The 18938-nt window shown below is 70.8% G+C and carries 15 protein-coding genes; 11 read left to right on the plus strand and 4 right to left on the minus strand.

Going from position 1 to position 18938, the window contains the following annotated elements; translation table 11 throughout:
• The 6 genes from GEV27_RS01140 to GEV27_RS01165 all read left to right on the plus strand — a co-directional run bounded on the left by GEV27_RS01140 (position 1) and on the right by GEV27_RS01165 (position 7805).
• Entirely contained in the window at positions 1 to 1593 is a 1593-nt protein-coding gene (locus GEV27_RS01140) for an acyl-CoA carboxylase subunit beta (protein ID WP_153933255.1), read from the plus strand.
• The gene (locus GEV27_RS01145; protein WP_309221963.1) at positions 1590 to 3536 is read left to right on the plus strand and encodes a biotin carboxylase N-terminal domain-containing protein; all 1947 of its coding nucleotides are present in this window, start codon (positions 1590 to 1592) and stop codon (positions 3534 to 3536) included. The genes GEV27_RS01140 and GEV27_RS01145 overlap by 4 nt, the downstream gene beginning before the upstream one ends.
• On the plus strand, positions 3533 to 4696 hold the full coding sequence (locus tag GEV27_RS01150) for an acyl-CoA dehydrogenase family protein (protein WP_153909789.1): 1164 nt from the start codon (positions 3533 to 3535) through the stop codon (positions 4694 to 4696). The genes GEV27_RS01145 and GEV27_RS01150 overlap by 4 nt, the downstream gene beginning before the upstream one ends.
• Before the next feature lie 22 nt (positions 4697 to 4718).
• Positions 4719 to 5465 (plus strand): enoyl-CoA hydratase-related protein, encoded by a 747-nt coding sequence (locus GEV27_RS01155; protein WP_153909790.1) that lies wholly within the window; start codon positions 4719 to 4721, stop codon positions 5463 to 5465.
• A 109-nt stretch (positions 5466 to 5574) separates the two neighbouring features.
• The gene (locus GEV27_RS01160) at positions 5575 to 7041 is read left to right on the plus strand and encodes an ABC transporter substrate-binding protein/permease (protein WP_153909791.1); all 1467 of its coding nucleotides are present in this window, start codon (positions 5575 to 5577) and stop codon (positions 7039 to 7041) included.
• Positions 7038 to 7805: an amino acid ABC transporter ATP-binding protein gene (locus tag GEV27_RS01165; protein ID WP_153933256.1), complete on the plus strand. Its 768-nt coding sequence runs from the start codon at positions 7038 to 7040 to the stop codon at positions 7803 to 7805. Before GEV27_RS01160 ends, GEV27_RS01165 begins: the two co-directional genes overlap by 4 nt.
• Before the next feature lie 15 nt (positions 7806 to 7820).
• Here the strand turns inward: GEV27_RS01165 and GEV27_RS01170 are convergent, their stop codons facing one another.
• From GEV27_RS01170 to GEV27_RS01180, 3 genes are all read right to left on the minus strand, one after another.
• A complete protein-coding gene (locus tag GEV27_RS01170) occupies positions 7821 to 8447 on the minus strand; it encodes a hypothetical protein (RefSeq protein WP_153933257.1) in 627 nt (208 codons plus the stop codon).
• An 82-nt stretch (positions 8448 to 8529) separates the two neighbouring features.
• Entirely contained in the window at positions 8530 to 9414 is an 885-nt protein-coding gene (locus GEV27_RS01175; protein WP_153933258.1) for a hypothetical protein, read from the minus strand.
• A gap of 100 nt (positions 9415 to 9514) precedes the next feature.
• On the minus strand, positions 9515 to 10342 hold the full coding sequence (locus GEV27_RS01180; protein ID WP_153933259.1) for a hypothetical protein: 828 nt from the start codon (positions 10340 to 10342) through the stop codon (positions 9515 to 9517).
• A 151-nt stretch (positions 10343 to 10493) separates the two neighbouring features.
• Here GEV27_RS01180 and GEV27_RS01185 point away from each other — a divergent pair, with 151 nt between their 5' ends.
• A complete protein-coding gene (locus GEV27_RS01185) occupies positions 10494 to 12605 on the plus strand; it encodes a UvrD-helicase domain-containing protein (protein WP_309221964.1) in 2112 nt (703 codons plus the stop codon).
• Positions 12602 to 14128 carry a metallophosphoesterase gene (locus GEV27_RS01190; RefSeq protein ID WP_153933260.1) on the plus strand — a complete coding sequence of 509 codons (1527 nt, stop codon included), beginning with the start codon at positions 12602 to 12604 and terminating at the stop codon, positions 14126 to 14128. The genes GEV27_RS01185 and GEV27_RS01190 overlap by 4 nt, the downstream gene beginning before the upstream one ends.
• 331 nt (positions 14129 to 14459) lie before the next feature.
• Here the strand turns inward: GEV27_RS01190 and GEV27_RS01195 are convergent, their stop codons facing one another.
• On the minus strand, positions 14460 to 15671 hold the full coding sequence (locus tag GEV27_RS01195) for an ArgE/DapE family deacylase (protein WP_153909796.1): 1212 nt from the start codon (positions 15669 to 15671) through the stop codon (positions 14460 to 14462).
• 203 nt (positions 15672 to 15874) lie between these two features.
• Between GEV27_RS01195 and GEV27_RS01200 the strand changes: the two genes are divergently transcribed.
• The 3 genes from GEV27_RS01200 to GEV27_RS01210 are packed head-to-tail and all read left to right on the plus strand — an operon-like array spanning position 15875 to position 18866.
• Positions 15875 to 17749, plus strand: coding sequence for an anthranilate synthase family protein (locus GEV27_RS01200; RefSeq protein ID WP_153909797.1), 1875 nt, complete (start codon positions 15875 to 15877; stop codon positions 17747 to 17749).
• Positions 17749 to 18180: a DUF3293 domain-containing protein gene (locus GEV27_RS01205; protein ID WP_153909798.1), complete on the plus strand. Its 432-nt coding sequence runs from the start codon at positions 17749 to 17751 to the stop codon at positions 18178 to 18180. The genes GEV27_RS01200 and GEV27_RS01205 overlap by 1 nt, the downstream gene beginning before the upstream one ends.
• Positions 18177 to 18866: an aspartate/glutamate racemase family protein gene (locus tag GEV27_RS01210; protein WP_153933261.1), complete on the plus strand. Its 690-nt coding sequence runs from the start codon at positions 18177 to 18179 to the stop codon at positions 18864 to 18866. Before GEV27_RS01205 ends, GEV27_RS01210 begins: the two co-directional genes overlap by 4 nt.
• Positions 18867 to 18938 lie beyond the last annotated feature (72 nt).

Here is an 18938-nt window from a genome sequence, read left to right on the forward strand (position 1 = left end):
ATGATCCGCACCGCGGTCGACACGACGTCCGACAGCTATCGGGCGAATCGCGGGCACCTGCTCGAGCGGGTCGCCGACCTGGCCGAGCAGCACCGGGCGGCGATCGACGCGGGCGGGGAGCGGGCGATCGAGCGGCACCGTCGCCGCGGCAAGCTGACCGCTCGCGAGCGCATCGAGCTGCTGGTCGACGAGGACTCCCCGTTCCTGGAGCTGTCGACCCTCGCGGCGTGGGGCACGAGCTTCGCGGTCGGCGCCTCGGTCGTGACCGGCATCGGCGTCGTCGAGGGGGTCGAGTGCGTGATCGTCGCGCACGACCCCACGGTCAAGGGCGGCTCGACCAATCCCAGCACGCTGGCGAAGATCCGCCGCTCGGCGCAGATCGCGGCCGAGTGCGGGCTGCCGACGATCAACCTCGTGGAGTCCGGCGGCGCGGACCTGCCGACCCAGAAGGACATCTTCATCCCCGGCGGCGGATCGTTCCGCGACATCACCCGGGCGAGCGCGGACCGCCGTCCGACGATCGCGCTGGTGTTCGGCAGCTCGACGGCCGGCGGAGCGTACGTGCCGGGGATGAGCGACTACGTCGTGATGGTCAAGGAGGGCGCCAAGGTGTTCCTCGGCGGTCCGCCCCTGGTCAAGATGGCGACCGGCGAGGAGTCCGACGACGAGTCGCTGGGCGGTGCGGAGATGCACGCCCGGCAGTCGGGGCTCGCCGACTTCCTTGCGACCGACGAGCGCGACGCGATCCGCATCGGCCGCTCGATCGTGGCGAACCTCAACTGGCGCAAGCAGGGCACGATCCCCGACCAGGCGTACGCCGAGCCGCGGCTCGACCCCGACGAGCTGCTCGGCATCGTGCCGACCGACCTCAAGATCCCGTTCGACCCCCGTGAGGTCATCGCACGGATCGTCGACGCCAGCGCATTCGACGAGTTCAAGCCGCTCTACGGCTCCTCCCTCGTGACCGGCTTCGCACGGCTGCACGGCTATCCGATCGGGGTCCTCGCGAACGCCCAGGGCGTGCTGTTCAGCGAGGAGGCGCAGAAGGCCGCACAGTTCATCCAGCTGGCCAACCAGGTCGACACGCCGCTGCTGTTCCTGCACAACACGACCGGCTACATGGTCGGCGCGGAGTACGAGCAGGGCGGCATCATCAAGCACGGCGCCCAGATGATCAACGCCGTCTCCAACTCGACGGTCCCGCACCTGTCGGTCGTGATGGGCGCCTCGTACGGCGCGGGTCACTACGGCATGAGCGGGCGCGCGTACGACCCGCGCTTCATGTTCAGCTGGCCGAGCGCCAAGTCCGCCGTGATGGGCCCGGCGCAGCTCGCGGGGGTCATCTCGATCGTCGCGCGCGGTGCGGCCGAGGCGAGGGGACAGGCGTACGACGAGGAAGGTGACCTGGCGATGCGCGCTCTCGTCGAGGAACAGATCGAGAAGGAGTCCCTGGCCTACTTCACGTCCGGGATGCTCTACGACGACGGGGTGATCGATCCCCGGGACACCCGGACCGTGCTCGGCATGTGCCTGTCAGCGATCCACACCCGCCCGGTCCGGGGCGCCGAGGGATATGGAGTGTTCCGCCTGTGAGCCCGCAGATCCGCAGCGTCCTGGTGGCCAACCGCGGCGAGATCGCCCGCCGGGTGTTCCGCACGTGCCGTGAGCTCGGCATCCGGACCGTCGCGGTCCACTCCGACGCGGACGCGGGAGCACCCTTCGTCGCCGAGGCCGATCTCGCGGTACGCCTGGCGGGCGACGCGCCCGCCGACACGTACCTGCGCGGCGACCTGATCGTCGACGCCGCGCTGCGGTCGGGGGCCGACGCGGTCCACCCCGGCTACGGCTTCCTGTCCGAGAACGCCGCGTTCGCCCGGCAGGTGCTCGCGGCCGGACTCGTGTGGATCGGCCCGGACCCGGACACGATCGAGCAGATGGGGTCGAAGATCCGCGCCAAGGAGCTCATGGCCGACGCCGGCGTGCCGATCCTGCGGGTCGACCCCGGGACGGCGACGCAGGACGACTTCCCGCTGCTCGTGAAGGCCTCGGCCGGCGGTGGCGGACGCGGCATGAGGGTCGTCGCGGCCCCCGATCAGCTGGACGGCGAGCTCGCCAGGGCCGCCGCGGAGGCCGAATCGGCCTTCGGCGACCCGACGGTGTTCGTCGAGCCGTACCTGCCGACCGCGCGACACATCGAGGTCCAGGTCCTGGCCGACCGGCACGGGACGTGCTGGGTCCTCGGCGACCGGGACTGCTCGATCCAACGCCGCCACCAGAAGGTGGTCGAGGAGGCGCCCGCGCCCGACGTCAGTGACGCGGTCCGAGCGGCGCTGCACGACGCCGCGCGTGCCGCGGTCCGCGCGGTCGGCTACGTCGGTGCGGGCACCGTCGAGCTCCTCGTCTCCGACGCCCACCTCGACTCGGGTCGTGCCTGGTTCCTGGAGATGAACACCCGGCTGCAGGTCGAGCACCCGGTGACCGAGGCGGTCTTCGGCCTCGACCTGGTCGCCCAGCAGATCGCGATCGCCGAGGGGGCCGCGCTCGGCGACGAGCCGGCCGGTCCGCACGGCCACGCGATCGAGGTGCGTCTCTACGCCGAGGACCCGGCCGACGACTGGCAGCCGCAGACCGGTGCCGTGCGGACGTTCGAGGTCCCCACCGGGCCCGGCCTGCGGGTCGACTCCGGCATCGAGTCCGGGTCCGTGGTGGGCATCCACTACGACGCGATGATCGCCAAGATCGTCGCCCACGGGGCGGATCGTCGTACGGCGCTGCGCCGGCTCGTCGACGCGCTGCGTCGCACCAGGATCCACGGGGTGCGCACCAACCTGGACTTCCTGCAGGCGATCCTGAGCGACGAGGAGTTCACCGCGGCCCGCGTGCACACCGCCCTGCTCGACCAACGACTGGAGGCGTGGACGCGCCCGCACCTGGATGCCGCCGCCCTGCAGCGGACCGCGATCGCAGCGGCCCTCGCGGAGGCCTCCGCCGCGGCCGCCGGGGCCCGTGTGCTCGCCCGCATCCCCGCGGCCTACCGGAACGTGCCGAGCCAGCCGCGCACCCGCTCGTACGAGCCGGATCTCACGGTGCACTACGGCGCAGGCCTCGTGCAGCACGACCTCGAGGGCGTCAGCGTCGTCGAGGCCACGCCCGGACGCGTCGTCCTCGACGTCGACGGGGTGCGCGAGACGTACGACGTCCGGGTCGGCGAGGGGTGGGTGGACGTCGACGGTCCGCTCGGCCCGGTCGACCTGGTCCCGCTGCCGCGGTTCGTCGACCCCGCCGACGTCGTCGCGGCCGGATCGCTGCTCGCCCCGATGCCGGCCGCGGTCGTCGCGGTGCCGGTCCAGGACGGTCAGCAGGTCGCGAGGGGAGACGTCATCGTCGTCCTCGAGGCCATGAAGATGCAGCACACCATCGCGGCGCCGACCGACGGCGTCGTCACCCAGCTCTCGGCCACCCCGGGCTCGCAGGTCGAGTCCGGAGCCGTGCTCGCCGTCATCGAGGCGACCGAACCCACAGGAGATCAGCCATGACCATCGCCTTCACCGAGTCCGACGAGCGCATCGCGCTGCGTCAGTCCGTCGCCGCCCTCGGCAACAAGTTCGGCCGCACCTACTTCGAGGAGGCCGCGCGCACGGGCAAGAAGACCACCGAGCTGTGGGCCGAGGCCGGCCGCAACGGCTTCCTCGGCGTCTCGATCCCCGAGGAGTACGGCGGCGGCGGCGGCGACATCGGCGACCTCGCGGCGGTCTGCGAGGAGCTCGCGGCCGCCGGCAGCCCGCTGCTCCTCATGGTCGTGTCGCCCGCGATCGTGGGCACGATCATCACGCAGTACGGCAGCGACGAGCAGAAGCAGGCGCTGCTGCCGGGCCTGGCCGACGGCACGTCGACCTTCGCGTTCTCGATCACCGAGCCGGACGCGGGCTCCAACTCGCACAACATCATCACGACGGCGTACCGCGAGGCGGACGGCTGGCGGCTGACCGGCACCAAGACGTACATCTCGGGCGTGGACGAGGCCAGTCACGTGCTGGTGGTCGCGCGCACCGAGGACTCGCGCACCGGCAAGCTCAAGCCCGCGCTGTTCCTCGTGCCGACCGACTCCGCAGGCTTCACCTACCAGGAGATCGACATGGGCATCGTGTCGCCGGAGAAGCAGTTCACGCTGTTCTTCGACGACGTCCGGGTGCCGACCGACGCCCTGATCGGCGGGGAGGGCGCGGGCATCGAGCAGCTGTTCGCGGGGCTCAACCCTGAGCGCATCATGGCGGCGTCCTTCGCCCTCGGAACCGCGCGCCTCGCGCTGGCCAAGGCGTCGGAGTACGCCAAGGAGCGCAAGGTCTGGGATGCGCCGATCGGCGCCCACCAGGCGATCTCGCACCCGCTCGCCCAGTCGTACATCGAGATCGAGATGGCCCGGCTGATGACCCAGAAGGCGGCCGCGCTCTATGCCGCAGGTGACGTGATGCGTGCGGCGGAGGCGGCCAACATGGCCAAGTACGCCGCGGGAGAGGCGGTCTGCAACGCTGTCGACCGGGCGATCCAGACGCACGGTGGCAACGGGCTGGCCAACGAGTACGGTCTGGTGCAGATGCTGGCGGGCTCGCGCCTGTCGCGCATCGCGCCGGTCAGCCGGGAGATGGCGCTCAACTTCGTCGCCCAGTTCTCGCTCGGTCTCCCCAAGTCCTACTGAACCGCAGACGGAAGGCACGCCCATGGCTGAGCTCGTGCACCTCGACATCGACAAGCGGGTCGCCACGATCACGCTCGACAGCGAGTACAACCGCAACGCCCTGAGCAAGCAGCTGGTCTCCGAGCTCATGGCGCACGTGGAGACCGCGGACGTCGATCCGCAGGTGCGCGTGATCGTCATCCGGTCCGCGGGCCCGGTCTTCTGCTCGGGGGCCGACATGGCCGAGGCGTCCGAGGGCGGGATGGTCGAGGGCGCCAAGGCCATGGTCGCGATGCAGCTGCTCATCGCGACGGCCTCGAAGCCCGTCGTGGTCGAGCTTGACGGGCCCGTGCGTGCCGGGGGGCTCGGCATCGTGGGCGCTGCGGACATCGTGCTCGCGGCCGAGTCGGTGACGTTCCAGCTCACCGAGGTACGCCTCGCGCTCGCGCCGGCGATCATCTCCCTCAGCCTGCTGCCGCGGCTGACGGAGCGGGCGGCGAGCGAGCTGTTCCTGACCGCCCGGACGTTCGGCGCGGCGGAGGCGGCCGCGATCGGGATGATCACCCGAGCGGTGCCCGAGGGTGAGCTCGCGGACGAGGTCGACCGCGTGGTCGGCGACCTCGCCCGCGCCTATCCGCAGGGCCTGCGCGAGACCAAGAAGCTGCTCAACCACGACCTGGTCGCCCGCATCGACACCCACGGCGCGAACCTGGCCCAGCTGTCGGGAGAGCTGTTCGGCAGCGACGAGGCCCGCGCGGCGATGCGGGCCTTCCTCGACCGCAGGAAGTGACCCGGGCGCGACCCTGCCTCCCGCCCAGATCGTGGATGGGGTGGAGGGCCGCGCTGCGCCGTCACTAGTCTCGCCGTACGGTCGAAGGACCCTGCTCCGAGGAGGACGAATGCGCAGTGCGGCCAAGGTGCTCCTCCTGGCGTTGCTGGCGCTGTTCCTGCTGCCCGCGACGCCCGCGAGCGCAGCCGACGACCGCCCTGTGGTCCGGGTCGGGACGGAGGGCACGTACCCGCCGTTCACGTTCCACGAGTCCGGCAACGACGAGCTCACCGGCTACGACATCGAGGTGGTCAAGGCCGTCGCCAAGAAGGCCGGCTGGCGGCTCGAGTTCGTCGAGACGCAGTTCGATGCGATCTTCGCGGCGCTCGAGTCCGATCGGATCGACGTCATCGCCAACCAGGTCTCGACCAACCCCGAGCGCGAGGCGAAGTTCGGCCTGTCCGAGCCGTACACGTACTCGCGCGGCGTCATCGTGGTGAAGACCGGCACGAAGGGCATCACCTCCCTCGCGGACCTCAAGGGCAAGACGACCGCGCAGTCGATCACGAGCAACTGGGCGCAGGTCGCCAAGGACGCCGGCGCGAAGGTCGAGGGCGTCGAGGGCTTCGCCCAGGCCGCGGCGCTGCTCGTGCAGGGACGGGTCGACGCGATCGTCAACGACAACATCGCGGTGCTCGACTACCTCAACACCACCGGGTCCGACGAGATCGAGATCTCCGGCGACGCGGGCGACGAGGTCAGCAAGCAGGTGCTGGCGTTCCGCAAGGGCGATCCCCGGCTCGCCGAGGCCAACCAGGCGCTGCAGGCGCTGCGGGCCGACGGCACGCTCGCGAAGATCTCCGAGTCCTACTTCAAGGCCAACGTCTCGGTCGAGAACGACGGCGGTGTCGACCTCTCGGGCGGTCGCAAGGGCAGGAGCGATGCGCAGGTTGTCCAGGACGCGGCATGGCCGATGTTCAAGGGCCTCATCAAGGTCTCGATCCCGATCACGATCATCAGCTTCGTCATCGGTCTTGCGATCGCGGTCGCCGTCGCCCTGGCCCGCATCTCCGGCAGCCGCATCCTGGCCGGGCTCGCCCGCGGCTACGTCTCGATCATCCGTGGGACGCCGCTGCTGGTGCAGCTGTTCATCGTGTTCTTCGGACTGCCGGAGATCGGGATCGACTTCTCGTCGTACGTCGCGGGGGTCGTGGCGCTGAGCCTCAACGTGGGCGGCTACGCCGCGGAGGTCGTGCGGTCCGCGATCCTGTCGGTGCCGAAGGGCCAGTTCGAGGCCGCCGCCTCGATCGGCATGGGCTACTGGCAGACGCTGCGACGGATCGTCTTCCCACAGGCCGCACGCACCGCTGTGCCGCCGCTGTCCAACACCGCGATCTCGCTGTTCAAGGACACGTCCCTGCTGTCGGTCGTGCTGCTGACCGACGTGCTGCGCTCGTCCCAGAACGCTGCCGCTGCGGCGCAGGTGTTCCTGCCGCTCTACATCTTCGCGGCGCTGTACTACTGGATCGTCTGCGTGGCGATGTCCTACGTCCAGGGCAGGCTCGAGACCCGACTGAACAGGTTCGTGGCGACATGACCGATCCCCTCGTCCGCGTCCGCGGCATCACCAAGACCTTCGGCGACAACCACGTGCTCCGTGGCGTGGACTTCACTGCCGAGGCGGGCACCACCACCACGATCCTCGGGCCGTCCGGCTCGGGCAAGACCACGATCCTGCGAGCGCTCAACGTCCTGGAGACGCCCGACTCCGGCACGATCGGCATCGGGGACGTCGAGGTCGACTTCGGCGCCCTGCCCCGGGGCAAGGCAGGCCGAGCGGCGACTGCGCGGCTCCGCGCCCAGAGCGGCATGGTCTTCCAGTCGCACAACCTCTTCCCGCACAAGACCGTGCTGGAGAACGTCATCGAGGGTCCCGTGCAGGTGCAGAAGCGGCCGTTGGAGGAGGCGATCGCCGAGGCCCGGGTCCTGCTCGAGCAGGTCGGGCTCGCCGAGAAGGCCGATCAGCACCCGTTCCAGCTGTCCGGCGGTCAGCAGCAGCGGGTCGGCATCGCCCGCGCGCTCGCGCTCAAGCCGAAGGTCGTCCTGTTCGACGAGCCCACCTCGGCCCTCGACCCCGAGCTGGTCGGGGAGGTGCTGTCGGTCATCAAGGACCTCACCCAGCAGGGCTGGACCACCATGATCGTGACCCACGAGATCCGCTTCGCCCAGCAGGTGTGCGACCAGGTGCTCTTCCTGGACGGCGGCGTCGTCGTGGAGAGCGGCCCTCCCGCCCAGGTCATCGGCGATCCGCGCGAGGAGCGCACGCGGCAGTTCCTCCGGCGCATCCTCGACCCCGCCTGAGGCGGGCCGGACGGGTCAGCCGAGGGCTGCTGCCGGCTCGACGGACGACGTCGGTGGCGCTGGTGCAGCCGGCACTGTCGGCTGGGCCGGTGCTGGTGTGGCCGGCTTCCGCGGTGTCCGTGCCAGCGTCGTCACGCTGATCCAGAGATTCGATCGGCCGCCGAACATCCTGTCGTTCGCGCACACCCGTCTGCCGGCTCGGTAGAGGCGCACGTCCACGACGTCGATGCCGCCCGAGATGCCGGCCTGGACGCCGAGGCGCGCCATCGCCTCGTCCTCCTCGGCCACGGCCGCGACGACGCGATCGCCCGGCTGGCGGTCCAGGTAGACCCGCAGATGGCACTTCTTGACCAGGGCGACGCGGGTGATGCCGATCGCGCCGTGGCTGCCGTTGGCGTGCAGGTACACGTGTGTGCCGAGCCGGACGACGCCACCGCGCACCACGACCCGGTCCTGGGCCTCGGCCGTCGGGATGCTGCCGTAGAGGGCCGAGTATGCGGCCGTCCCGCCCACGCCGAGTGCGAGCGCGAGCGCGAACGCCAGCACCAGCCCGGCGCGGCCGCCGAACGTACGACGGCGGTGGCCGGCGTGCAGCGGGGCGCGACGGTGCGCGTGGCAGCGACGCACCCCGGGGAAAGACATGCTGTCATTGACGCATGCGGGGGCGGGCTGTGCCTATCCCTCAGGAGGACCAGGTGCGGATGGTTCTCATGGCGTCGGCGGTCTACCGCGTGGCCACCACGGGGTCCGGGTACGTGCAGGAGACCATCGGCCGTCCCAGGACCATCGTGACCCGGCGGTTGTCATCGGCGGTCGCCGCGTCGCCGTCGTCGTGCGGAGCCACCGTGAACCGGAGGCGGCCGCCCGCGGTCATCCGCTTCTGCACCGTCTTGCTGGGCAGGTACTGGCGGCCGGCGAGAGTCGTCCAGGGCACGATGGTCCGACCGTCGAGGGTGACCGTGAAGCGCCCGTCGACCGTCGCGTCCGCGGACCGGGCCATCCGGAAGTTCAGCTGCAGGCACGAGTGGCCGGTGAAGTCGAACTCCGCGGTCGAGCCGCCCTCCACGACGTACGACTGGTGGTGGAACGTGCCGTAGGCCGGTGGCGCGTTCCACGCTGGCGTCACGCCGGGCTGCTCCGCGTCGTAGCCGTTGAGGGCCTCGACGAACTGGAAGACCCGGACGGTCACGGCGCGGGTGGTCGTGGCGTAGCCGCGGCTGCCGCCCTTGACGACCTCGATCCGGTAGACGCCCGCCCGGTCGTGCCCGGGGCGGAAGCGCTGGCTGAACCATCCGTTGCGGTTGAGCCTCGGGGACCCGAGGAGGGTGCGCCTGCTGCCGGGCCTCGACGTGTTGGTCGCGTAGACCTTGACCCGCCCCGACGCGGCCTTCTTGCCGCGCTTGACCCGGCCCCGGATCGTGGTCCTCTCGCGTCCGTCCTGCGTGGCCTCGCTGACGTCGAGCGCCGTGTCGTTGTAGCTCTTCTTCGCATCGGTCGCGCCCTTCGGTGCCGGGCTCAGGCTGATCGAGAACGTCCGGGCGGCGTCCGCGGGCGTGAGCAGGCCGAAGGTGAGGACCGACCCCAGGAGCAGCACGCCGATCCTGCGCATCAGGACCTCCTCCATCGGACCGGGACCAAAGTCCCTCGATGCTAGAGCAGATCGTGGCCGAGCGGGAGTCCTGAGAGTCCGGTCGTCATCCGGCCCGGGATCAGCGGTACGGGGCCGAACGGGTCGGGTAGGTGCACGCGGCGACGGGGCGTCCGACCACGAACCGCAGGCGGGACTGGTCACCGATGTCGTCGCGCCGGTCGACCGAGAAGGTGATCTTGTCACTCGCGTTCATCTTCTTCTGCACGGTCTTGGACGCCTTGTAGACCTGTCCCTTGCTCATCGAACGGGTGACCAACGTCCTGCGCTGGGTCACTCGGATCGTGCCCCGCGAGGCGGAGCTGCGGGTGGACAGGCCGGTCTTGAAGTTGACGCGCATGCAGTGGAAGCCCCGGGTGTCGAAGACCGCGCGGCCGCCGCCGAGGATCGCGTAGCCGTCGCGGTAGTACGTGCCGTTGCCGAACCTCTCGCGGTCGGTGTAGCCCGATCCCGAGCTCGCGGCGCGATCGAACAGGTGCGTGAGGCTCACGAACTGGTAGACGTACACGCGGGTCGGGTCGGTGCCAGCACGCTTGCCGCTGCCGGCCTGCTTGACCACGTCGATCTCGTACCGGCCGCCGTCCTTCGGCCGCCACGTCGTGGAGAACCTGCCGGACGACGAGAGGCGGGCCGTGCGCAGGAACGTGCGAGGGGCGGCCTTGGTGCTCACGTTGCGGTAGTAGATGTGGACCCGCTTGCCCTTGACCGGCCCGCCGGTGACCTTGCCCTTGATGCGGGTGGACCGGTTGGACCCGTCGCCGGAGGTGATGTCGAGCTTGTCGTCGCTGACGGTGGCCGAGACCTTGTAGCGGGTCGAAGCGGCGTGGGCGCCGGTCAGCGGGGTGCCGACGAGCGCCAGGGCGGTGAGGATTCCGAGGATCTTGATCACGATGTGCACCTGCGAGGTCGAGGAAGGGAATCCACCAGCGTAGGACGGCCGACGTCGCCGTGCTGGGCTGCGTCCGGGTGGCGATCTGCCTGCGGAATATTTCGGGGACGGAATACACTTGTGAGTTCTCTAGGCCAGCACAAGGAGTCGGGTGAGCGGGGACAACGCGGAGCAACGCGAGATCGAGGCTGAGCAGTCGTACGTGGACACCGTCTACGAACGTCTCGACGCGTCTGCCAAGGTCGCGCGGTCGCTCGTGGTGGAGGGAATGGCACGCGGTCACGTCGGCAACGAGGGTGGACTGGTCGAGCGCGACGCGATGGTCTACCAGGCGTCCAAGCGGCTGTCGGCCCTCAACGCGGCGCACGACGGTCTCGTCTTCGGCCGGCTCAACATGCTGAACGGCGAGTCCCGCTACATCGGCCGGATCGGCGTGCGCGACGCGGACCGCGAGATCCTGCTGATCGACTGGCGCGCCCCCGCAGCAGCGCTGTTCTACCAGGCCACCGCGCAGGAGCCGGCCGGCGTGATCCGCCGGCGGGTGCTGCGTTGCTCCAACGACCAGGTCATCGGCATCGAGGACGATCTGCTCGACGGCGACAACGCGCCCGACGACATGGTCGTGATCGGTGAGGGCGCGCTTCTCGCGAGCCTCACGCGGGCCCGCGACAGCTCGATGCACTCGGTCGTCGCCACGATCCAGAAGGAGCAGGACGAGGCCATCCGCGCCCCCGCCCGCGGCGCGACCACGATCGGCGGCGGTCCCGGGACCGGCAAGACCGTCGTGGCGCTGCACCGCGCGGCGTACCTGCTCTACACCGACCGTCGGCGCTTCGAGTCCGGCGGCGTGCTCGTGGTCGGACCGTCCTCGGTGTTCATGAGCTACATCGAGCGCGTCCTGCCCAGCCTGGGTGAGACCAGCGTGACCCTGCGATCGCTGGGCGAGGTCGTCGACGGGCTGCGCGCTGCGCGCCACGACGACCCGGTCGCCGCCGCGGCCAAGGGCTCGTCACGGATGGTCAAGTTCCTCGCCCGTGCCGCGGCCGCACCATCGCCCGGCGCCCCCTCGTCGTTCCGCTACTTCTACAAGGACGACGTCCTTCGCCTCGACGCCCAGCAGCTCGAGCGCATCCGCCGCCAGCTGCTGGCCGGCAGCAAGCGCAACCGGGCGTACGCCAAGGTGCCGTCGGCCCTGGTCGACGCGCTGTGGCGCCAGGTGCGCGGCGAGCGCGCCCTCGAGAAGGGCCAGGAGGGCTTCGTCGAGACCATCACGACGGACGACCGCTTCGTCGACTTCGTCGAGCAGTGGTGGCCGCCGGTCGAGCCGATCGAGGTGTGGCGCATGCTCCCGGACCTGATCGACCAGCTGGCCCAGGGCGCGTTCAACGCCAAGGAGATCGCGGCGCTCAAGGAGTCCTGGGCGTCCGAGGAGCCCAGCATCCAGGACGTCCCCCTGATCGACGAGCTGCGCTACGTCATCGGCGAGCTCCCGGACTCCGGCGACGACGATGACGACAACCCCAAGCAGCTCATGAGCTTCGAGCGCCGCGAGCGCGAGGAGCGCGTGGACCGGTTCCGCTCGACCCAGAGCATCGAGGACGACAGCTTCGCGCACGTCCTGGTCGACGAGGCGCAGGACCTCTCGCCGATGCAGTGGCGCATGCTCGGGCGCCGCGGGCGTCACGCGAGCTGGACGATCGTGGGCGACCAGGCCCAGTCGTCGTGGCCCTACCCGCAGGAGGCCGCCGCCGCACGCCGGTCCGCCCTCGAGGGCAAGCCCGAGCACGCGTTCCGGCTCTCGACCAACTACCGCAACTCCGCCGAGATCTACGATCTGGCGGCGAAGGTCGCCGCCGTCGCGGTGCCCGACCCCGATCTCGCCGAGGCCGTGCGCCGTACGGGGGAGTCCCCGCAGCACCACACGGTCGCCGAGTCCGAGCTGACGGACACCGTGCGGCGCAGTGCCGAGGAGATCCTCGGTCGCGTCGAGGGCACCGTCGCGATCGTGACGCCGCGGGCGCGTCTGGAGCCGCTCCGCGCCGAGCTGGCCGACGTCTTGTCCCGGCACGCCGATCGCCTGCGACTGCTCGACGGGCTCGACACCAAGGGCCTGGAGTTCGACGGCGTCGTCGTCGTCGAGCCCGACGGCATCACCGATGAGTCCAGTGCCGGCTGGCGCACCCTCTACGTCGTGCTGACCCGCGCGACCCAGCTGCTCACGACGGTGGGCACGACAGATCGCTGGAGCAGCCGGATCGCATGACCCGGACGGTTCTCAAGGTCCTGCTGCTGATCGGCCTCGGGCTGGTCGTCGGGGTGCCCACGGCGTACTCGACGTTCGTCCACAGCGATCGCGAGATCGTGATCGGCGCGCACGACGCAACCGTCCGTCCCACTTTCGACGGCTACGCGCGCCTCGACTTCGGCACACTGATCCCGCAGATCCGGGTGCCCGCTGAGGCGCCGCTCGGGATCGGTCTCGACATCCGGCTGGGCGACAGCGAGGTCACCGAGCTCAACCAGGTCGTCGCCCGTGACGCCGTCATCGCGAGCCAGCCGCAGGGCGAGATCGCGGCCGTCCGGTCCACCGTGGTGTCGATGGCGACCGACGCCGCGATGCGTGGACTCGGCGTCTCGATCCTGACGGTCCTGGTGGCGGTGCTGGCCTGGCGCGCCATCGGCGGGCCCCGGCGGCGGGCGATCCTGGCGGCGGCACGTCATCCGCGCCGTCGGCAGGTCGTCGGCGCGGCGGGGACCGTGGTCGTGGTGGTCGCGGCGGTCGCGCTGGTGGCTGCACCGGATCGCCCTCGGGAGGGCCGGACCGCGTCCTGGGTGCCGATCGGGACGGTGTTCCCGGTGCTTCCGAACGATCCGGTCCTCGACCGGGTCGAGATCATCGAGGGCGCCTCGAGCGCGGGCAGCAAGGCGCTCGTGCAGGGGGCCATCGACACGTACCAGACGTCGGTCGCCTTCTACGGACGCATGGCCGAGACGGCCGAGGCCGCCGTCGTGCGCACTCCGGGGGAGGGTGAGACGACGGCGCTCGTGGTCACCGACCGGCACGACAACATCGGCATGGATCCCGTCGCGCGGGTCATCGCGGAGCGGGCGCAGGCGCGTCTGCTGATCGACCTGGGGGACGACACCTCCAACGGTGCGGCCTGGGAGACGTTCAGCATCAACTCGCTGGCGCGCGAGTTCCGTGACTTCGACATCGTCTCGGTGACGGGCAACCACGACACCGGCGACGCGATCGGCAACCAGATGAAGGACAAGGGCTTCACCCTGCTCGACGGGAAGCCCGTGACCGTGGGCGGCGTGCGGTTCATCGGCAGCAGCGATCCGCGCAGCTCGGGTCTGACCGCCGGCTACTTCGGCGACGCCGAGGACAATGCCGCCGCGCTCGCGGTCCAGGACGAGGAGCTGACCCGAGCGGCGTGCGAGGCCGGTGACGTCAGCGTCATCGCGGTGCACAGCCCGTCGTCGGCCAAGAAGGCTGCGGCCTCGGGATGTGCCGATCTCGTGCTGTCCGGTCACCTGCACCGGCAGGTGGGTCCCACGACCGCGGTGGGCGAGAACGGCCGGTCCACGACCACCCTGACGACCGGCTCGACGGGCGGTGCGGCGTACGCGTTCGCGCTCGGCAGCAAGCTGCGGCGGACCGCCCAGGCCACGATCGTCACGTTCCGCGACGGCCGTCCCGTGGGTCTGCAGCCGGTCGACTTCGAGCCCGGCGGCGACGTCGTCCCCCAGGCGTACACCCCCCTCACCCCCTCCCCCCGCTGACGCGCGCCTCCGGTTCGCTGACGCGAGCCTCCGGTTCGCTGACGCGAGCCTGCGGTTCGCTGACGCGCGCCTGCGGTTCGCTGAGGCGAGCCTGCGGTTCGCTGAGGCGAGCCTGCGGTTCGCTGAGGCGAGCCTGCGGTCCGCTGAGGCGAGCCTGCGGTTCGCTGACGCGCGTGCCCGGCTCGCTGACGCGAGGCCGCCGTCACGGCAAAAGGGACTCAAACTCTCCCGTCGGCGGACGCAACTCTCCCGTCGGCGGACGCAACTCTCCCGTCGGCGGACGCAACTCTCCCGTCGGCGGACGGGAGGCGCGCCTCAGCGTTGGGGTTGGTCAGGTGCAGCGGGCGAGGATCAGCTGGGCGTACGCCTTGGCGGCGGTCACGACCTCGGCGATGCCGACGCTCTCGTCGACCGCGTGGGCGCGGACGATGTCGCCGGGACCGTACTGCACGGTCGGGATGCCGGCTGCGGTGTACTGGCGCAGGTCGGAGCCGTAGGGCGCACCGATGAGCTCGGGTGCGCTCTCGTCGGCGGCGACGACCGCGTCACGGACCTGCGCTCCAAAGGGGTCCCCGTCCGGGAGCGCGCCCGCGGCGAAGTGACCGCCGGGCCAGGTCACGACCGGCGGGTGGTCCGCGAGCCACGGATCCGTCGCGGCCGCCCGGGCCACCGCCTGCTCGAACTGCGCCTTGGCGTCGGCGAACGACTCGCCCGGCATGATCCCGTAGCGGCCTTCCGCCACGAGCTGGTCCGGCACCGTGCTGGCCCAGTCGCCGGCGCGGATGACGCCGACGCTGATGGGCCACGGGAGGGGGCCGAACGGGGCCGGCGGATGCGCGTTGCGGACCGCCTCGAGCTCGGCGATCGCCCGGTGGAGCAGCTCGAACGCGGTGATCGCGCTGTGGCCGGTCGTGCGCATCGAGCCGTGGCTGGCCCGCCCCTGCACCTCCAGGCGGAACGTCAGCGAGCCCGCGTTGGCCGCGACGACCTGGCCGGCCGTCGGCTCGGCGATGACGCACGCGTCGCCGCGGTGACCACGCTGCAGGGTCGCGAACGTCCCGATGCCGCCGTCCTCCTCGCCGATGACGGTGTGGATCGCGAACGGCCGCGAGAGCGGCACCTCGCTGACCGCGCGCGCGGCGGCGAAGATCGCGACGACCCCGCCCTTCATGTCGCAGACGCCGCGCCCGTACCACCGGTCGTCGACCTCGCGGACGAGCCACGGATCGCCGTTGCCCCACGCCGCGGCGTCACCGGGCGGCACGACGTCCACGTGGCCGTTGAGGATCAGGGCCGGGGTGCCTGCACCGGACGTGCCCACGACCCCCCACGCCTCCTCGCGCTCGACCTCCTCGCCCGGGTAGTCGGGGGCGCTGCGCAGCTGCTCGAGGTCGAGGCGCCACTGGTCGACCTCGAGGCCCATGCCGGTCAGGTGCGCCGCGCACCAGCGCTGCGCGGCGATCTCGGCGTCCGATCCGCCGATGCTGGGGATGTTGACCAGCTGCGCGAGGTCGCGCCGGATCAGGTCGACGTCGATGTCCATGACCTGAGTCTGGCAGCCGAGCCACCGGGATGGTCGTTGCCCTGCGATACGCTTCACGCATGACAGTCCGACACCTCTCCTGGTGGCGCCACCTCTGAGGGTGGCCTGTCGAATCTTGCCCAGACCGCCTCGTGGCCGGCTCTGGGCATCGTCGTTTCTGCCGCACTCGCCCCGCCGGTCGAGACATTCGTGAAGGAACTGAGATGACCTCCCTCGACGAGCTCCTCGCTCAACCGGCATTCGCGCTGATCCGCGTGCGCGATTCCGACACCGTGACGCTGGTCGGCGGCCCGCGCACCGACCTCGACCTGCTCGCGGACATCCCGCTGCGGGCGGGTGTCGAGCGGGCCTGGGACCACCTGGTCCTCGTCCCGTACGCCCAGGTGCGGGAGCGCGGTTTCGAGGCGCACCAGGACGGCACCCCGCTGACGGCGATCGAGGTCGCCTACAGCGCCGAGGTGCCGGTCCAGGAGATCCTGTCGATGCTGCCCGACGTGCCGGTCGAGTTCACCGATCGCGGTGGCTTCGAGACGTCCGACGAGGAGTACGCCGGCATCGTGCGGCAGATCATCGACGAGGAGATCGGCCACGGCGAGGGCGCGAACCTGGTGATCGGGCGCCACTACCGCGCGCAGGTCGCCGACTGGGGTCACGAGCGGGCACTGACCGTCTTTCGCCGCCTGCTCGAGCGCGAGCGCGGCGCGTTCTGGACGTTCCTCATCTTCACCGGCGACCGCTACCTGATCGGCGCGTCCCCCGAGCGGCACGTGAGCCTCGAGGCCGGCCAGGTGCGCATGAACCCGATCAGCGGGACGTTCCGCATGCGCGGCCTGGAGACCCACGCCGACAAGAAGCGCGAGCTGCTCAGGTTCCTCCAGGACGAGAAGGAGATCTACGAGCTCTTCATGGTCGTCGACGAGGAGCTCAAGATGATGTGCGACATCTGCCACGAGGGCGGCCTCGTGCTTGGGCCCTACCTCAAGCCGATGACGCACCTCGTCCACACCGAGTACCTCCTGGCCGGACGCACCCACCGCGACGTCCGCGAGGTCCTGCGCGACTCGATGTTCGCGGCCACCGTGACCGGCAGCCCGGTCGAGAACGCGTGCCGCCTGATCAAGCAGTACGAGTCGGAGGGACGCGGCTACTACGCCTCCGTCGCCGCGCTCATCGGTCGTGACGACGACGGCGCGCCGATGGCTGACGCGCCGATCCTCATCCGTACGGCCGATGTCGACCTCGACGGCAACCTCAAGGTCACCGCCGGGGCGACCCTGGTCCGCGACTCCGACGCGGAGTACGAGACGACCGAGACCTGGGCCAAGGCCTCGGGCATCCTCAGCGCGTTCGGCCTGGTCGAGTCCGCGCCCGAGCCGGTCGAGGGCTTCGACGCGTTCACGCGTGAGGACGAGGTCATCATCGCGCTCGGCTCGCGCAACCAGCGGCTCAGCCAGTTCTGGCTCACCGATCAGTCAGGTGCGGCCCCCGTGCCGTCGCTGACCGGCAAGCGGGTCGTGATCGTCGACGGCGAGGACGACTTCGTCAACATGCTGTCGCACGTGTTCGGCGTGCTCGGCATGGCGACCGACATCATCCGTCACGACGCCCCCGCGCTGGGTGAGCCGGGCGCGCTCGACGGCTACGACCTCGTGGTCGTGGGTCCCGGTCCGGGCGATCCCCGCGACGTCGCGGACCCCAAGATGGCCGTGCTGCACGGCGTCGTGTCCGATCTGCTCGCGGCGGAGCGGCCGTTCCTGGCGGTGTGCCTCGGGCACCAGACGCTCAGCCACCAGATCGGCCTGGACCTGGTGTTCAAGGACATCGTGTTCCAGGGCACGCAGAGCCGCCTCACCGTCCTCGACCGGCCGGAGACGGTCGGCTTCTACAACACGTTCGTGGCCCGGGTCCCCGACTCCGGCCTGCCCGAGGGCGTGTCGGTCGAGACCGATCCCGAGACCGGCGACGTCCACCTCGTCGCGGGGCCGCACTACCGCGGCGTGCAGTTCCACGCCGAGTCGATCCTGACCCAGAACGGTTTCGGCATCCTGCGCGATCTCGTGACGGACCTGGTCGGCTGATGGCCACCGACCTCGTGCGGGAGTACGAGCGCACCCGTTACGTCGTCCTGGACGATCTCGGCTCCGCCCGTGCGACGGTCGGCGTCGGGGAGACCTCGGCCGAGGTCGACGCGGTGCTGGACGACTACGGCGCCGCGAGCGGGGTGTTCATCACCGGGTGGAACCCGCGCAGCGAGCCGCTCGACCAGGACAGCAACGACGAGGCAAATGACCGGCTGGAGGCCGACCTCAGCGAGCTCGGCTGCGTGATCCTGCCGCACATCGGGGTGGGGTACGACCCCGAGTGGGAGCCCGAGCACGGCTTCTTCGCCCTCGACCTGGCCGAGCCGGAGGCGGTCACGCTCGCGACGGCGTACGGGCAGAACGCGATCGTGGTCATCGAGCGCGGCGGCCCCGCGAGGCTGGTGATCACCCCGATGATGAACCCATGAGGACCATCGGCCTGATCGGCGGGATGAGCTGGGTCAGCACGCTGGAGTACTACCGGCTGCTCAACGAGTCCGTCGCGACGAGGCTGGGCGGCCTGCACTCGGCGCGGATCCTCATGGAGTCGGTCGACTTCGCCGACATCGAGGAGCTCAAGCTCGCAGACCGGTGGGACCTGGTGGCCGGTCACCTGGCCGCAGCGGGCCGCCGGCTGGAGTCGACGGGCGCCGATCTCATCGTCCTGTGCACCAACACGATGCACCACGTGGCCGCCGACATCGAATCGTCGCTCTCGGTCCCCTTCGTCCACATCGCCGACACGACCGCCTCGGCGATCCGCGCTGCGGGGCTGAGCCGGGTCGGGCTGCTCGGCACGGCGTTCACGATGGAGCAGTCCTTCTACGTCGACCGGGTCGCCGCCCACAGCATCGAGGTGCTGGTGCCGCCCGCGGACGACCGCAGCCGCCTCAGCGCGATCATCTACGACGAGCTGTGCCACGACGTGATGACCGCGGAGTCCAGGGACTTCTACCTCGCTGCGACCGACCGGCTCGTCGCGCGCGGCGCCGAGGGCATCGTCCTCGGGTGCACCGAGATCGAGCTGCTGATCGGCGCGGACGATCTCGAGGTGCCGGTGTTCCCGACGACCGCGCTGCACGTCGAGGCCGCGGTCGACCTCGCCCTCCGGTAGCCCACCGGGCTCCGCCCCGCTGGCCGCCGTGCCGGAGGAGGGGGAGTCGTGGCTCACACTTCTTGGCGCGAA

The sequence above is a fragment of the Aeromicrobium sp. S22 genome, from assembly GCF_009661045.1.
GTDB lineage: Bacteria > Actinomycetota > Actinomycetes > Propionibacteriales > Nocardioidaceae > Aeromicrobium > Aeromicrobium yanjiei.

Excerpts from the sequence above, each read along its gene's own strand:
- GEV27_RS01140 (WP_153933255.1), top strand. The coding sequence starts at position 1 with ATGATCCGCACCGCGGTCGACACGACGTCCGACAGCTATCGGGCGAAT.
- GEV27_RS01150 (WP_153909789.1), top strand. The coding sequence starts at position 3,533 with ATGACCATCGCCTTCACCGAGTCCGACGAGCGCATCGCGCTGCGTCAG.
- GEV27_RS01155 (WP_153909790.1), top strand. The coding sequence starts at position 4,719 with ATGGCTGAGCTCGTGCACCTCGACATCGACAAGCGGGTCGCCACGATC.
- GEV27_RS01160 (WP_153909791.1), top strand. The coding sequence starts at position 5,575 with ATGCGCAGTGCGGCCAAGGTGCTCCTCCTGGCGTTGCTGGCGCTGTTC.
- GEV27_RS01165 (WP_153933256.1), top strand. The coding sequence starts at position 7,038 with ATGACCGATCCCCTCGTCCGCGTCCGCGGCATCACCAAGACCTTCGGC.
- GEV27_RS01170 (WP_153933257.1), bottom strand. The coding sequence starts at position 8,447 with ATGTCTTTCCCCGGGGTGCGTCGCTGCCACGCGCACCGTCGCGCCCCG.
- GEV27_RS01175 (WP_153933258.1), bottom strand. The coding sequence starts at position 9,414 with ATGCGCAGGATCGGCGTGCTGCTCCTGGGGTCGGTCCTCACCTTCGGC.
- GEV27_RS01190 (WP_153933260.1), top strand. The coding sequence starts at position 12,602 with ATGACCCGGACGGTTCTCAAGGTCCTGCTGCTGATCGGCCTCGGGCTG.
- GEV27_RS01195 (WP_153909796.1), bottom strand. The coding sequence starts at position 15,671 with ATGGACATCGACGTCGACCTGATCCGGCGCGACCTCGCGCAGCTGGTC.
- GEV27_RS01200 (WP_153909797.1), top strand. The coding sequence starts at position 15,875 with ATGACCTCCCTCGACGAGCTCCTCGCTCAACCGGCATTCGCGCTGATC.
- GEV27_RS01205 (WP_153909798.1), top strand. The coding sequence starts at position 17,749 with ATGGCCACCGACCTCGTGCGGGAGTACGAGCGCACCCGTTACGTCGTC.
- GEV27_RS01210 (WP_153933261.1), top strand. The coding sequence starts at position 18,177 with ATGAGGACCATCGGCCTGATCGGCGGGATGAGCTGGGTCAGCACGCTG.